This window comes from Methanothermococcus jasoni (genome assembly GCF_049075655.1).
GTDB lineage: Archaea > AGJL01 > Methanococci > Methanococcales > Methanococcaceae > Methanofervidicoccus.
The window spans coordinates 367,550-381,145 of record NZ_CP157522.1; the positions used below are offsets into that span (position 1 = coordinate 367,550).

Genomic DNA, 13,596 nt, shown 5'->3' on the forward strand with positions numbered 1-13,596 from the left:
ATATATTAATTTTTTAGTTTAATTCACAATGTTAGTTCTTTAAGCTTTGATACTACTTCATAAAAGTCTTCCTCAGAAATGTTTAAAACATCCATTTTCTTTATTTCAACCACAATGCCACTTTTTAATATTCTTTCATATATTGGACATTTGGTAATTACGGATTTTCCATTGTCTAATTTTATAACTGAGTTTATATTTTTAGATATTTCTTTTGGGTTGTTATATTCTAAAAATACGCATACTCCTTCATTATCTTTAAAATAGGCATTTTCAAATTCATTTTTTAAAATATTTGAAAATCTAACACATTTTTTATACGTTTTTTTTGCTTTGATGGTTTCTTCCTTCATTAAACCATAGATATTTGGAACTTTATATGTTTTCAACAGGTTTTTTAAATCATTTATTTTGTTTTTTTCAATTAACTGTTCACTTATTTTATCACTTATTCCTATGAATCCACCATACTCACAATTTATTATTTTTGGGGAGCCCGTTGAACAAACTACCATGTCTCCATACCCACAATCTCCACCAATACCTCCTGAAATGTCCTCCACGAATATAACCTCGTTTTCTTCACAGATTTTTTTTATTTCCTTCAATGGTTGATGTGCTAAGTATCCTGCAAGGGATGTTAAAAACAACGCATGTATATTATTTTTTTTAATTTCTTCATCCAATGTATTTATATCAACAATACCATAATTTGTTCGGAGCTCTACAATATTAAAATTAAACATTTTTGGATAAGTCATAAAACCTTTCCATCCCCCCATATCTGGAACAAGAACATTACAGTTGCTTGAAGATGTGTCTATAATGTTGTATAATATATTTGAAGCAACATATATTCCAGCATTCCCAGAGGGAAGAATGGATATATTTTTTTTAGAATACATTAAATCATTTATTGCATGCTTTAACTCTTCAATATTTCCTTCAACATTTAATCTTCCTTCTAAACATGGTTTTCTATGAGGGACTATCATTAAATCACCTTTTCATACATTTTATTTAGTATTGATATAATGTATAAAATTTATTAGAAAAATTCATACCAAGTTTTCATTTAAATAGTAGTTAGTATTCAATAACTATATATATTAGTTTTTTTAATAATATATACAACATTTTGAATAGGTTTCAATTTAAAGTTTTAACTACATAATTTGGTGATTATATGGACCCAAAGATAAGTTATTTTAAAACATTTATATCGGCTACAAGGACAAAAAGTTTTTCAAAAGCTGCGAAAAAACTAGGAGTTACCCAAGGGACCGTTAGCAACCACATATCAGCTCTTGAAAAGTATTTTGATGCCCAGTTGTTTTTAAGAACGCCCGAAGGTGTGGATTTGACTCCGGAGGGTAAGATACTATATGAAAAGGCTGAAAAAATACTCGACCATATAAACGATGCAAAACAGTATATGAGAATACTTCACGAGCATCCAGAAGGTATTGTTAGGATTGCTGCAAGTACAACACCTGGGGAACATTTACTACCTAGCATCATAAGCGAATATAAGAAAGAATTTAAAGATGTTGATTTTAATATAGAAATAACCGATTCAGAAAAGTGTTTTAAATTACTGGAAACAGGTGCAGTGGATATTATTGCAGTAGGAAATATTTATGATAAAAGCTATGAAAGTGTAGTTATAGGCAAGGATAGGTTAGTTTTAATAGTGCCACCTAATCACAATCTCGCTAAAAAAGGCATAGCAAAACTTTCAGATATTTTGAAAGAGGATTATATAGATAGAGAAGAAGGTTCAGGAACAAGGGAAATATTGATGAAGGCACTAACTGATAAAGGCTATTCAATGATGGATTTACACACCATAATGAGTTTAGGTAGTCACTCATCAGTAATTACTGCGGTTTCAGAAGGATATGGCGTAAGTATAGTATCGGAAATTCCTGCAAAAAAAGCTGCGGAAGCAGGTTTGGTAAAAATCGTTCCAATCGAAGATTTGGACTTAACGAGGTATTTATATTTGGTTAAAGGTAGAAAACCTAGAAATCCAAGTGCCGTAAAATCATTCTGGGATTTTGTGGGCGAATAAATATTATCGATTTATTTTTATAATATAAACATATAATATTTTTTTAGTTTTAGATTATATAAATTATATAATATTATGCTATGTTATATTGTATTTTTCACTGCAACACCCAAATGATTTATAGGGGATGTAAAGGATAGATATATGCATTAGATAGGATATAAATAATTTTTTGGTGAAATAATGTTTAAAGCCACAATTAATGCAAAGGATTTTAAAAAAATCATAGATGCAACAAGCAATTTGGTAGATGAAATCTGTTTTGAAGTAGATGAAAATAATATAAAGGCTAGTGCAATGGACCCATCTCATGTTGCATTGGTAAGCGTGGATATTCCAAAAGAGGCTTTCGAAGAATATATCTCCGATATCCATGATATAGGAGTTGATTTGGAGGCACTTAAAAAAATAATGGGAAGGGCAAAAACTAATGAAAAACTTACATTGGAATTGGATGAAGAAAGAAATAAACTAAATCTTATTCTTAAAAATGATGCCATAAGGAAGTTTTCAGTTTCACTTTATGATGTGAGCTCTACAAATCTTAAAGTTCCTGACATAGAATATCCTAATGAAGTAATGATTAAAGCAGGGGCATTTGTCGAAGCATTAAAGGATGCTGAATTAGTTAATGACCATGTTTCCTTGAAAATAAGTGAAGATGGTAAGTTTATAGTTTATTCAAAAGGAGACATAAACCAAAGTGAAACAACCTATGATAATGATAGCGAGTCCATATTAGATTTGAAAATTACAGAATCTTCAAGAAGCACATTTAATTTAGCCTATTTGAAAGATATCACAAAGGCGACATCATCAGATGATGTTTTACATATCCATCTTGGTTCAGACATGCCTGTAAAAATAGAGTATAACATAGGAAACGCAAAGATATTATTCCTTCTCGCTCCAAGAATAGAAACATAAACTAAATAATTAATTTTGTTTTTTACTATTATACAAACGTGTGAAATTATGTATAAAAAAATAATGAATACATTTTTTAATGAGCTAAAAAGCGATGATTTACTGAAGCTATCTGATGATTTCTATGATATGGTTAAAAATTACATAAAAAATCAGGAATATGAGGATGAAACAGAACTTGAACGGATAAAATATTACATTAAAGAATTAAGAAAGTTAAGATTGTATAAGGCATTTTTTGGAGATAGAAAGAACCTTCTTGAAGAGGAAAAGGAGCTCCTAAAATTAATTGAAGATATAGAATATTATGATAATTTTAAAAGTAATATAAAAAATGCAGAATGTAGATTAAAAGAAGATAGTATTTTGGATAAATATCATGAGCTCATATCTAAGAACCAAGAATTATCACATTCAGAACCAAAACCTATAAATACCCAAAAAGATATTGATATTGTAAGAGTCATTACAAGGTTCCCAGAATTTACAGATGGGAAATTCACTTATGTATTGAATAAAAACGATATAATTACATTAAACAAAAAATTTTCGAGAATTCTGGAAAAACACAACATAGTTAAAAAAATAAATGGTGGATATCATGAAGATGAAAAAGAAGATAAAAAGATATTGTCCATACTGTAAAAAACACACACTTCACACAGTAGAAAGAGCAAAAAAGAGAAAAGCAAGTGAATTAACTTGGGGTCAGAGGCAGTTCAGAAGAGTTACTGCTGGATACGGAGGTTATCCAAGACCTTTACCAAGTGGTGCTAAGCCAGTTAAAAAATTGGATTTAAGATACAAATGTTCAGAATGCGGAAAAATGCACGTAAGAAGCAACGGCGGATTTAGAGCAAGAATATTTGAATTAGTAGAATAATTTAAAAAATATTTTAATTATTTAAATATAGAGGTGGAATAATGGCATTAGTGCAAAAACCAAGAAGTAGGTTTTTAAGAATCCAGTGTCCAGATTGCGGTACAGAGCAGGTAATATTCGGATGTCCAGCAACAGTTGTAAAATGTATAACATGCGGAAAAACACTTGCTGAACCAAAAGCTTCAAAAGGATTAATTAAAGCAAAAATATTAGAAGTTTTAGAATAAAATCTTTTTAACTCTCTTTTTTATTTATCCAATCGAGCGAAGCTAGTATCGGATTTTCGAAATCCCCATGACTTTACGAAGTAATTTGTAAGATTTTTAAAGGTTTCGTTTGAATCTTCGCCTCACTACTTTTTATCTTTATAGTATAATATTTATTAATTCAAATTAATAAATTTAATATATTAAAAATAATTAAAAAATAAAAAGAATAAATTATTTATTTTTATCTCCGCAGGTGCATACAACATTTCCTTTTTTAAGTGGCGTGTGAGTTCCAAATACGATTGGTATTTCCAATTCTTTCATTAACTTCTCAGCTACTTCTTCAAAGTTTATATGCGGACATTCAGGAACTAAGAATGTGCAGTTTGCTATATGAACAGCTTCCGCACCGCTTGCGTTTTTAAGGAGTTTTACCCTCATTGGAAACCTTCTTCCAGGGCATCCGCCACATGTTGCAAATGCAACTAATTCAACATCTTTATATCTTTCAAATGTTCCGCTTTTTTCATTTATTGCCTTAAAACATGAAAAACATGCCTCTTTTCCAGGACATCCCATTTGAACCATTTTTTCACGACTCATTAGGCAGGAAGCCCACGATTTCAATCGTTATACAAAACAATGTTTTGTAAAATCTCTTACGAGATGGGAGGAATGCCGTTTTTTAGCATACATCATACTTAAAACCACCAAAAACTTTTTATATATTGAATGATATACTCAATAGTATGGTGATACCATGCTATTAACACTAAAATCTAAACTAATAACAACACCAGAACAAAAAACCACACTATTAAAAACAATGGAACGATTCAATTCAGCATGCAATTACATATCAAAAATAGCATTCAAAACCAAAACCTTTGGAAAAGTAAAACTACAAAAACTCGTATATTATGATGTAAGAGAAAAATACGGTTTATCATCTCAAATGGTGGTAAGAGCAATAGGAAAAGTATCAGAAAGTTATAAAACAGATAAAAAAACACTTCATAAATTCAAACCACACGGTGCAATAATATACGATGAAAGAATACTAACAATCAAAACACCAGACACAATATCAATACTAACAATAAACGGTAGAATAAAACTACCAATCAAATTTGGAGATTATCTACCATTGGAAAATAAAAGAGTGAGAGGGCAGGCGGATTTAATCTACAAAAACGGTGAATTTTACCTAATGCTTGTTGTAGATATTCCAGAAGAGCCTCCAAACTCTTCATTTTCTAATGTGTTAGGTGTTGATTTAGGTATTGTTAATTTAGCAACTACGAGCGATGGAGTAAAATACTCGGGAGAAAAATGCACGAAAGTAAGAAAACGATACGAGAGATTAAGAGCAGAATTACAAAAGAAGAACACTTGGAGTGCTAAAAGAAAGCTTAAAAAAATAAGTGGTAGAGAAAGACGATTTAAACGGGATATAAACCATTGTATTTCTAAACAAATCGTCATAACTGCCAAAGGCACGAACCGAGCGATTGCCTTAGAAGATTTGAAAGGCATTCGAAACGGTGGCACGGTTAATAAGGCAGTTAAAAAACTTATTGACAGATGGGCATTCTATGAGTTAGCACAATTTATCCAGTATAAAGCAAAATTATACGGTGTTCCAGTATTCTTTGTTAATCCACGATACACGAGCCAAACTTGCAGTAATTGCGGTCATGTGTCTAAAAATAACCGTAAAAGTCAGTCAGTATTCGTTTGTGAAAAATGTGGTTTTTCAGAGAATGCTGATGTTAATGCCGCTTTGAACATTGCCCACCGAGCAGAACAATACTATTTAGGGCTGTCCTGTCAGCCAGCCTAATGTCCTCCGCCCTAATTATTAAGGGAGTTGGAAGGACAAGCCAACGGATTTATCCGTTGGTAGCTGACATGCAATTATGGCAACTTTCATTTTATCACTTATTTTGTTATTTTTATAATTATTTTATGTAATCTTCTAATTCTTTTTTAATCTCTTCAACGGTCGGCAGTTTTCCTTCAAATACTATTTCATCATCAAAAGCAACACCGGGGGCTACGAAAATCCATTCAGATATTTCATTTATGTCGGTGACTTTCACAACCTCGGCATCAATACCCAATTCTTCAACAGCTTTTTTAACATTTTCGTATGTTTGGTTACATTTTGGACATCCTGTTCCAAATACTCTAATTATCATCATATCACCGTTTTTTTTATAATATAGGATAATCCCCATATAATTTATAATTTTCGATTAATTGATAGATTTTAATATATTTTAAGAATATTTGAATATACTGTAATATGGTTATATTTAAAGAATTTGAAGATTTATAAAATTATTCCAGTAATTACTCCTGCAATAGTTGAGAATGCCACTACAATTCCAAGATAGGTTAATGCTTTTTTAGAGCCGAGCACCCTTGAAATTGTGAGCACCGTTGGAATACTAAGACTTGGACCTGCAAGAAGTAATGCCATTGCTGGACCAACGCCCATACCGAGCTCCATTAAAGACTTTATAATTGGAACCTCAGTAAGTGTTGCGAAATACATGAGAGCTCCTATAAACGATGCAATAAAGTTTGACATTATGGAGTTTCCACCAACATATTGGCCAACATATTCAGGAGGAACAAATGCGTTTATCAACCCTGCAATTGCTACACCAAGTATCAATAGTGGAAATACGATTTTACCAAGTGTAAATGTCTCTCTAAGCCATGCTTTTGTTTCTTCCGGTTTAAACCATTTTTTAACCACAACTATAAGAATGGCACCCAATATTGCAGTTAATATATGTTTAACAAGAATTCCCCCATAAACTGGAACACTCAGTGCAGGTATTAATTTTGGTGAGGCAGTTATTGTAAGCAACATCCCCAACTGTATTAGGAAAAATATTGCGGTTTGATACGCCGGTCTAACTGAGATATGGTCTGCCTTTCCAACTCTGAAATTTCTCTTTTTTTCATCTGATTTGAATATAAATGCCATTGATAAACCAATTAATACGGACATTGTCACTGCGAAAAATGCCCTTGTGAAACCAATGTCCCATCCAAGAAGTGCCGCAGAGTAGAATACCGCAAGCACATTTATGGCAGGACCTGAGAATAAAAATGTCGTAGCAGGACCTATCCCGGCACCCCTTCGGTATATTCCTGCAAATAACGGCAGAATTGTGCATGAACATACTGCAAGAAGACATCCGCTTATAGATGCCACTAAATAAGATATATGCTTTGGAGTATTTGGACCAAAATATTTTATTATAAAGTTTTTATTTATCATGGAGGATATGCCCCCTGCCATAAAAAATGCTATTATAAGGGCTATGGTTCTATTTACATTTAAATAATCCACAAGAGTATTAATCATTATATTTACTGCGTAAATTATTGTTCCCATTACATCCACTATTTCACCCTTCTTCTACCTTTTAGAGCTCCTACATCATAGGTCATTTTTTCACCACAATTTGGACATTCTGGCAAAGGCACCTCAGAAGCCATACATGGACATACATCTACTTCATATCTCATTCTTTTATCACATTTTGGACATTTTAAATTCCATATAATCATTTAACCACCACCATTTTAACATAATACTTAACATAATAATATATATAAAATAATAAATTATTATATTTATACTTTTCGATTAATTAATAAATCGAAATATATTTTAAAAATATGTGAATATATTAATGTAATATAATAAAATAAAATTAAAACAGTATTTATTTATTATTCATTTTTAAAAATCTTAACTATTCCCTTGTTTCCATCGATTAATACTCTATCCCCAGTTTTTATATCATCCATATCTATTTTATCAATCATTGGAATCTTTCCAAGTATTGCACCTGTGGCAACAATCGGCTCGCATTCTTTGTTTATTATGCCTTTTAAAATTCCCTTTTTTGCAAGTCCGTATATTACATAAGACCCCACAGTGCTTCCTTTACCTGTTGGGAAAACAAATATTTTGTCTTTAATGCTTTGTCCGTATAATTCGTTTTCTTTATCGGTGATAATGCCGTCCTCATTTACACCACCTAAAAATGATATTGGAGCATCTGAAACAATAGCTTCCGCCTCAACCTGTCCTTTTGATATAATTCTTCCCTTTAATTCGATAACTTCCATAATTTCACCTAATTACAACATTCACATTTATAATTTATAAAAACTACATATTTATAATATTATTTACAGTTATAATTTAGTATATTATTTATAAATTGGTGAGCTCATGGTAAAGGACGTAAATTTACAAGATGATGAATTGTGCAAATGGACAATTATTGATTTGGACGAATTAAAAACAAAAAAAGTCAAATGCAACTGCGGATATGTGTTTAACTGCGTCGGTAAAAGAATATTATGTCCCAAATGCAAAAAAATTTTTGAAGTGGAATAGATTTGTTGATTCATATTAGATTATTATTTTATCAATTACAAATCCAATTAACCCACTTGCTAAAATAACGCTAAATAAATATTTTAGTGTTAGTTTTTTACCGTAGCATTTTTTCATAGACAGCAGTAGCGGAAGCCCGAGAGTTGGGGCTGAAATTAAAAATGAAATTATTAATCCCCTTGAAACTCCATCTATTGCAACCGATTTTATAATTGGAATTAAAGCATGGGGGCATAAAAATATAAATATCCTTATTATAGAAACATAAAAATACGAAGCTATATCGTTGGAAAGAATAAGCAAAATGGTATCTTTTGGAATATATGTCATTATAAATCCTGAAATAATAAATCCCAACACCATTGAAGGAAATAACTTTTTAAACTGGTTAATGAATATGCTGAAAAAATCATTTTTATGGATATTTTCCTCAAATCCGCAAAATATTACTTTATTATTGTAAAATACCAAACCAATAAGCATTGATAATATAAGGGATGCAATTATTTGCATGATAACCAATTTATAACCTAACAATGAGTAGGACAGCATTATACCGATGGGATTTATAGAAGATGCAGACACAATAAATGCCATGGCAACTCCTAAATTTGCACCTCTTGAATTTAAGGCATTTGCCACTGGAACCCCACTTGCAGAGCACAACGGCAGAGCTCCGCCAATAAGTGATGCCAATACTATGGATTTTTTGCTACTGCTTAACCTATGAACAAATTTTTTTCTTAAATCTCCCTTTAATTTTACCTTCAAATATGCGGATAAAATAAACCCAAATAGAATATATGGAAGGGCATCTAAAAAGAAATTAAGAGAATGCTCCAATGCTATGCCAATTGTAGATATTGTTATATTGGATATAAGTGGGCTAATCATTTTTTTCACACATAGCACATTTTTGACATGTTTGCTGTTTTGTAAGTTTTATACCTTTTTTTGTCAGTTGAATTCCAGTTCCCAATGGACATATATATCTGCACCAAAACCTTGGGATTAATATACCCAATAGCAGAGCTCCGATTATGATATACAATCTGGTAAAATATGCATTTCCAGCAGTTAGGTAGATTAACTTTATAGATGCCATCAACTCAGATGTGTGAATTGGAATATAATATCTCGGGTTACCATATAATAACGCCAGTATGGCAAATAGAAACACCACATACTTTAAAAATTCCAGTATTAATTTTGACTCATGGGACAGTTTAAGGGGTTTTTTTGAAATCTTCCTTCTAACTCTGTAAATTAAATCATTCAGAGTTCCAAATGGGCAAATCTTACTGCAAAAATCTTTTCTAAAAACTATCATATATCCAACGATAAATGCAACAAATGGCTTTCTGTAATATTTAGATGGGCAATCTACCACTGGACACATATCACAGGCTAAAAATGGCAGTATATATGGACACCTAAATATCGCTAGAATTATGGTTTCAAGTGCCACAATGAAAATTCCATACTTCATAACAATTGGAAACCATTTTTTTAATTTTTTCATCGACTCTTTAAATTCCATAAATCTCACCAGTGAAACACCAGATAATAATAAAAAACATAAAACTCATTAAAAAATAAAAAAGAAGATTTCATTGGCTGATTGGAGCCAAATCTTTGTATTCTGGATAATAGTTGTTTAATATTTCCTGACCTTTTTCAGATTTTACAGGGTAGAACCCATGTTTTGCTAAAATTGCCTGTCCTTCATCAGAGAGCACAAATTCCTTATATTTGTATGCTAAGTCTTTTTCTTTTGAGTTTTTCATAACACCTATTGTGAAAACACAATCCTGTTTTTTAAGATATTCTCTTGGAATTTCTACAATCTCAACATTCCCTTTTATTCCATCCAATGTCGTGCATCTTCTTTCAACAATTGCCGCATCGCAATTTCCATCTGCAACATCTTTTAACATCTTTCTATAACAGTCAAAATCCTTCGCACTTTTTTCATATATTTTATTTATTAATTCTTTTTCTGAGTTCAGCACTCTTATTTCTGGGATTGCCGCTTTTGAATTTGTATAAACTTTAACATCGTCTCTTAACAAATCCTCTAATTTAGTTATATTCTTTGGATTACCTTTTGGAGTTACTATTACCCATCCGGTAAATTGGTAGATATTATAATCAGGCTCCATTAAACTTTTGTTTGTTAATATTTCTGAATGTTTGGTGCTTCTAGGTAAAAATACATCGCAATATGCACCATTTTCTATTGCTTTCCTTAATGTTCCAGCGGAAGCTCCTGTAAAATCTACCTTGCAATTGTATTTTTTTTCAAACTCTTTATTCACTTCTTGAAGAGCTTCTGTTGGACCTCCACAACTATAAACCACCAATGTTTTCTGAGCTCCTGCTGTTGCTGTTGAAACATCTGCTGATGCTGAACTATTGGTGGATGTGCATCCACAAAGCATTACACTCAATCCTATAATCCCTATCAATATAAGAGTTAATTTTTTCATAATTTCACCATATTAGATTTTTTAATATCTATTTGGTATGAAACATAAGTATTTTAACAAAATCCTTATAAAAATCTTTTTATTTAGAAATTTTTATAGTTATACTATATATTAATTAAATTAATATGAGATAGATTAAAATAAATTAAAAAGATAATCATTAATAAAAAGAAAAAAATAAAAAAATAAAAAAGCATTCCTCCTAAAAAGGTTCGGAATGCTGCCAAAGTTAAATCTCTAAAATCTTTACATCTTCACTTAAATAAGCCTTCCCAACACCTGATTTTTTAACTTTTCCAACTTCAAATGCGTAGCATCCGTTTTTATGAAGTTTTTCTATTAAATTCTGAGCATATTCTTGTTTTATGGAAATAAACAGCCCACCAGCAGTTTCAGCACCATATCCTTTTAACAGGGCATGTCCAAATAAAGAAGCTAATTCACCAGTTCCTTTAATTATAGGAAGTGTATTGATTTCAATTTCAACTGAGCTCTGCTCCGCCATTTCATTACTATGCCCCAAAATACCAAAGCCGGTAATATCTGTCATGGCATTGGCAACTTTTTCTCCGAGCTCATCTTCAAGTTCCCGAAGTGCTAAAAGGGGTTTTCTATTGGATGAAGTCATCAGTTCAATAGCTTTGTTTATTATTCTATCCTTTTCTGATTTTTCAATGTCAAGTAAATCGTCATATTCAGGACCTACTCTTGATAGTGCCATTGCCGTCTGGGTGCCCAATGGTTTTGTTAATATTAAAACATCCCCTTCTTTTGCACCGCTTTTTGTTAAAATATCTTCTTTTTTTCCAACCCCTGAAACAGCACCGCCTATCAATGGCCATGGATTTAAGATTGTGTGCCCGCCTATAATGGTTGTTTCATTTTCCCTGCAAAAGTCCTGAAATCCCTTTAACATCTCTCTTGAAATATCTATTGGAAGAGTTTCTGGAATTCCCATAATTACCAATACGCCTATTATATCCAATATACCCATAGCATACACATCACTTGTGGAATTGCACGCCGCAATCCTTCCCTGCAAATATGGGTCATCTACTATTGGAGTGAATACATCGACGGTTTTCACTATTGCCATATCGTTTCTGATAATTACTGCGGCATCATCACCTAATCCAACATATGCTTTTTTTAAGTCCTCTTCTGAAACTATTCCTTTTACTAAAAATTCTAATTCGGTGTTGGGAAGTTTGCATGCTCATCCGTGAAGTTGCACCATTTCGGTGAGTTTTATATCTCTCTTTTCTGTTGTATTCTCATTTATTTCCATAGATTATCACCGTTAATATATGGCATATTTATATAATATATTATCAAAAATATTTATAATTACATATACCTACTACTTATTAATTTATGGATAAGTATAATTTATAGATATTCATTTAAAAATTTAATAATCACTCAAAGATATTAATTTTTTTAATATAGTGATATTATGATAAGCATTCCAAACTACAAAGATATAAATGCTAAAACTGTTGTTTTTGATTTAAACGGCACCCTTGCAGTAGATGGAAAAGTAGATAATGAAATAAAGGAGCTCCTAAATGAATTGAATAAAAAGTATGATATAGTTGTATTAACCGCAGATACATTTGGAACTATAAGGAAAGAATTTGAAGGATACAATGTAGTTATTGAAATAATAAAAAATACCGAAGAAAAGATGAATAAAGCAAAAGAGCATGCTCCATATATTGGAGTTGGTAATGGAAATAACGACATAGATATGCTTAAAAATGCTGAGCTCGGAATAGCAGTAATTGGAAAAGAAGGATGCAGTGTTAAAACCCTGTTATCCGCAGATATTGTTGTAAATAATATTATAGATGCCATAAATTTACTGTTAAACGAAAAAAGAATGATAGCAACCCTTAGAAAGTAAATGTATAAGAAAAATTAAATTATACCTATTACTCTTCATCTATTTTCTTTTTATCTCTCGGCATGCAGATGAGCTCCCTCAGTTCGATATTAAAGAAGTTGTTTAAATTTGCCGGTTTGATTACAACCGCAGTATCTGCCCCCCTGCTTCTTCCACCTATTGCTATCACTTCGTTTTTTGTTTTAATCAATCCTGCATCTGCTGCCATTAATGTGATTTCATAGCAAACCTTTAATCCATGTCCAAATGTCCTAAGGGTGTGTGCGATTATTTCAACTGGATATGCTCCTCCAAACTTATTGGATATCGCTCTTTCAACACCACTTAGTGCATGAGCTCCCATGAATACCTTTGCCCCTCTTTCCTTCAACTCATTCATTGTTTCTTCGCTCATTGTAATTACATCTTCACCATGAAATCCTTGATGGTAGGAAACCACAACCACATTTAAATCAAGATTTTTACTTTCAACTACATCCAATAATTTTTTTGCAGTATCCCCGTAGGATGATGCCACAACAATATCTTTTATATTCAATTCCTGAGCTCTCTCAACAGCAAGTTTTAAAGTTTCCTCTGTGTTTTGAACTCCTGCCTTTTCAAAGTATGTAATTGATTTTTCCACAATATCACCTCATTTTGTTTTTTAGTTTTAGTTTATTAGTTTTTTATTTTA

19 protein-coding genes are annotated in these 13,596 nt (G+C 31.6%); 8 read left to right on the top strand and 11 right to left on the bottom strand.

What is annotated here, in order from left to right:
* Nucleotides 1-23: 23 nt before the first annotated feature.
* Nucleotides 24-995 carry a hypothetical protein gene (locus Mjas_RS01860; protein ID WP_421078103.1) on the bottom strand — a complete coding sequence of 324 codons (972 nt, stop codon included), beginning with the start codon at nt 993-995 and terminating at the stop codon, nt 24-26.
* A 191-nt stretch (nt 996-1,186) separates the two neighbouring features.
* On the opposite strand from Mjas_RS01860, the gene Mjas_RS01865 reads away from it, so the two are divergent.
* The 5 genes from Mjas_RS01865 (at nt 1,187) to Mjas_RS01885 (ending at nt 4,111) form a co-directional block, all read left to right on the top strand.
* Nucleotides 1,187-2,074, top strand: coding sequence for a selenium metabolism-associated LysR family transcriptional regulator (locus Mjas_RS01865; RefSeq protein WP_421078104.1), 888 nt, complete (start codon nt 1,187-1,189; stop codon nt 2,072-2,074).
* A 183-nt stretch (nt 2,075-2,257) separates the two neighbouring features.
* On the top strand, nt 2,258-3,001 hold the full coding sequence (locus tag Mjas_RS01870; protein ID WP_421078105.1) for a DNA polymerase sliding clamp: 744 nt from the start codon (nt 2,258-2,260) through the stop codon (nt 2,999-3,001).
* Between the two features lie 48 nt (nt 3,002-3,049).
* Nucleotides 3,050-3,646: a hypothetical protein gene (locus Mjas_RS01875; protein WP_421078106.1), complete on the top strand. Its 597-nt coding sequence runs from the start codon at nt 3,050-3,052 to the stop codon at nt 3,644-3,646.
* Nucleotides 3,603-3,884: a 50S ribosomal protein L44e gene (locus tag Mjas_RS01880; RefSeq protein WP_421078107.1), complete on the top strand. Its 282-nt coding sequence runs from the start codon at nt 3,603-3,605 to the stop codon at nt 3,882-3,884. The genes Mjas_RS01875 and Mjas_RS01880 overlap by 44 nt, the downstream gene beginning before the upstream one ends.
* 41 nt (nt 3,885-3,925) lie before the next feature.
* Complete coding sequence (locus Mjas_RS01885) at nt 3,926-4,111, top strand: 30S ribosomal protein S27e (RefSeq protein ID WP_292460595.1); 186 nt, start codon at nt 3,926-3,928, stop codon at nt 4,109-4,111.
* 213 nt (nt 4,112-4,324) lie between these two features.
* Here the strand turns inward: Mjas_RS01885 and Mjas_RS01890 are convergent, their stop codons facing one another.
* A complete protein-coding gene (locus Mjas_RS01890; protein ID WP_421078108.1) occupies nt 4,325-4,681 on the bottom strand; it encodes a CGGC domain-containing protein in 357 nt (118 codons plus the stop codon).
* 172 nt (nt 4,682-4,853) lie between these two features.
* Between Mjas_RS01890 and Mjas_RS01895 the strand changes: the two genes are divergently transcribed.
* The gene (locus Mjas_RS01895; RefSeq protein ID WP_421078109.1) at nt 4,854-5,936 is read left to right on the top strand and encodes an RNA-guided endonuclease InsQ/TnpB family protein; all 1,083 of its coding nucleotides are present in this window, start codon (nt 4,854-4,856) and stop codon (nt 5,934-5,936) included.
* A gap of 118 nt (nt 5,937-6,054) precedes the next feature.
* On the opposite strand, the gene Mjas_RS01900 is transcribed toward Mjas_RS01895, so the two are convergent.
* The 4 genes from Mjas_RS01900 to Mjas_RS01915 form a co-directional block, all read right to left on the bottom strand.
* On the bottom strand, nt 6,055-6,294 hold the full coding sequence (locus Mjas_RS01900) for an MTH895/ArsE family thioredoxin-like protein (protein ID WP_421078110.1): 240 nt from the start codon (nt 6,292-6,294) through the stop codon (nt 6,055-6,057).
* A gap of 134 nt (nt 6,295-6,428) precedes the next feature.
* Entirely contained in the window at nt 6,429-7,508 is a 1,080-nt protein-coding gene (locus tag Mjas_RS01905; protein WP_421078548.1) for a permease, read from the bottom strand.
* Between the two features lie 8 nt (nt 7,509-7,516).
* Nucleotides 7,517-7,684 carry a hypothetical protein gene (locus Mjas_RS01910; RefSeq protein ID WP_421078111.1) on the bottom strand — a complete coding sequence of 56 codons (168 nt, stop codon included), beginning with the start codon at nt 7,682-7,684 and terminating at the stop codon, nt 7,517-7,519.
* A 165-nt stretch (nt 7,685-7,849) separates the two neighbouring features.
* The gene (locus tag Mjas_RS01915; RefSeq protein WP_421078549.1) at nt 7,850-8,242 is read right to left on the bottom strand and encodes a DUF126 domain-containing protein; all 393 of its coding nucleotides are present in this window, start codon (nt 8,240-8,242) and stop codon (nt 7,850-7,852) included.
* Between the two features lie 115 nt (nt 8,243-8,357).
* Between Mjas_RS01915 and Mjas_RS01920 the strand changes: the two genes are divergently transcribed.
* A complete protein-coding gene (locus tag Mjas_RS01920; RefSeq protein ID WP_421078112.1) occupies nt 8,358-8,525 on the top strand; it encodes a hypothetical protein in 168 nt (55 codons plus the stop codon).
* A 15-nt stretch (nt 8,526-8,540) separates the two neighbouring features.
* Here the strand turns inward: Mjas_RS01920 and Mjas_RS01925 are convergent, their stop codons facing one another.
* From Mjas_RS01925 to selD, 4 genes are all read right to left on the bottom strand, one after another.
* Nucleotides 8,541-9,419 carry a permease gene (locus Mjas_RS01925; RefSeq protein WP_421078113.1) on the bottom strand — a complete coding sequence of 293 codons (879 nt, stop codon included), beginning with the start codon at nt 9,417-9,419 and terminating at the stop codon, nt 8,541-8,543.
* A complete protein-coding gene (locus tag Mjas_RS01930; RefSeq protein WP_421078114.1) occupies nt 9,412-10,065 on the bottom strand; it encodes a 4Fe-4S binding protein in 654 nt (217 codons plus the stop codon). Before Mjas_RS01930 ends, Mjas_RS01925 begins: the two co-directional genes overlap by 8 nt.
* Nucleotides 10,066-10,135: 70 nt before the next feature.
* Nucleotides 10,136-11,014 (bottom strand): substrate-binding domain-containing protein, encoded by an 879-nt coding sequence (locus tag Mjas_RS01935; protein WP_421078115.1) that lies wholly within the window; start codon nt 11,012-11,014, stop codon nt 10,136-10,138.
* Between the two features lie 229 nt (nt 11,015-11,243).
* The gene (selD, locus tag Mjas_RS01940) at nt 11,244-12,302 is read right to left on the bottom strand and encodes a selenide, water dikinase SelD (RefSeq protein ID WP_421078116.1); all 1,059 of its coding nucleotides are present in this window, start codon (nt 12,300-12,302) and stop codon (nt 11,244-11,246) included.
* A 168-nt stretch (nt 12,303-12,470) separates the two neighbouring features.
* Between selD and Mjas_RS01945 the strand changes: the two genes are divergently transcribed.
* Entirely contained in the window at nt 12,471-12,920 is a 450-nt protein-coding gene (locus Mjas_RS01945; protein WP_421078117.1) for an HAD family hydrolase, read from the top strand.
* Nucleotides 12,921-12,948: 28 nt separating this feature from the next.
* Here the strand turns inward: Mjas_RS01945 and Mjas_RS01950 are convergent, their stop codons facing one another.
* Complete coding sequence (locus tag Mjas_RS01950; RefSeq protein WP_421078550.1) at nt 12,949-13,548, bottom strand: pyruvate kinase alpha/beta domain-containing protein; 600 nt, start codon at nt 13,546-13,548, stop codon at nt 12,949-12,951.
* Nucleotides 13,549-13,596 lie beyond the last annotated feature (48 nt).

What these genes read in the sequence shown, in the direction of transcription:
- Mjas_RS01860 (WP_421078103.1), bottom strand. Translation starts at nt 995, where the DNA reads ATGATAGTCCCTCATAGAAAACCATGTTTAGAAGGAAGATTAAATGTT.
- Mjas_RS01865 (WP_421078104.1), top strand. Translation starts at nt 1,187, where the DNA reads ATGGACCCAAAGATAAGTTATTTTAAAACATTTATATCGGCTACAAGG.
- Mjas_RS01870 (WP_421078105.1), top strand. Translation starts at nt 2,258, where the DNA reads ATGTTTAAAGCCACAATTAATGCAAAGGATTTTAAAAAAATCATAGAT.
- Mjas_RS01875 (WP_421078106.1), top strand. Translation starts at nt 3,050, where the DNA reads ATGTATAAAAAAATAATGAATACATTTTTTAATGAGCTAAAAAGCGAT.
- Mjas_RS01880 (WP_421078107.1), top strand. Translation starts at nt 3,603, where the DNA reads ATGAAGATGAAAAAGAAGATAAAAAGATATTGTCCATACTGTAAAAAA.
- Mjas_RS01885 (WP_292460595.1), top strand. Translation starts at nt 3,926, where the DNA reads ATGGCATTAGTGCAAAAACCAAGAAGTAGGTTTTTAAGAATCCAGTGT.
- Mjas_RS01890 (WP_421078108.1), bottom strand. Translation starts at nt 4,681, where the DNA reads ATGGTTCAAATGGGATGTCCTGGAAAAGAGGCATGTTTTTCATGTTTT.
- Mjas_RS01895 (WP_421078109.1), top strand. Translation starts at nt 4,854, where the DNA reads ATGCTATTAACACTAAAATCTAAACTAATAACAACACCAGAACAAAAA.
- Mjas_RS01900 (WP_421078110.1), bottom strand. Translation starts at nt 6,294, where the DNA reads ATGATAATTAGAGTATTTGGAACAGGATGTCCAAAATGTAACCAAACA.
- Mjas_RS01905 (WP_421078548.1), bottom strand. Translation starts at nt 7,508, where the DNA reads ATGGGAACAATAATTTACGCAGTAAATATAATGATTAATACTCTTGTG.
- Mjas_RS01910 (WP_421078111.1), bottom strand. Translation starts at nt 7,684, where the DNA reads ATGATTATATGGAATTTAAAATGTCCAAAATGTGATAAAAGAATGAGA.
- Mjas_RS01920 (WP_421078112.1), top strand. Translation starts at nt 8,358, where the DNA reads ATGGTAAAGGACGTAAATTTACAAGATGATGAATTGTGCAAATGGACA.
- Mjas_RS01925 (WP_421078113.1), bottom strand. Translation starts at nt 9,419, where the DNA reads ATGATTAGCCCACTTATATCCAATATAACAATATCTACAATTGGCATA.
- Mjas_RS01930 (WP_421078114.1), bottom strand. Translation starts at nt 10,065, where the DNA reads ATGGAATTTAAAGAGTCGATGAAAAAATTAAAAAAATGGTTTCCAATT.
- Mjas_RS01935 (WP_421078115.1), bottom strand. Translation starts at nt 11,014, where the DNA reads ATGAAAAAATTAACTCTTATATTGATAGGGATTATAGGATTGAGTGTA.
- Mjas_RS01945 (WP_421078117.1), top strand. Translation starts at nt 12,471, where the DNA reads ATGATAAGCATTCCAAACTACAAAGATATAAATGCTAAAACTGTTGTT.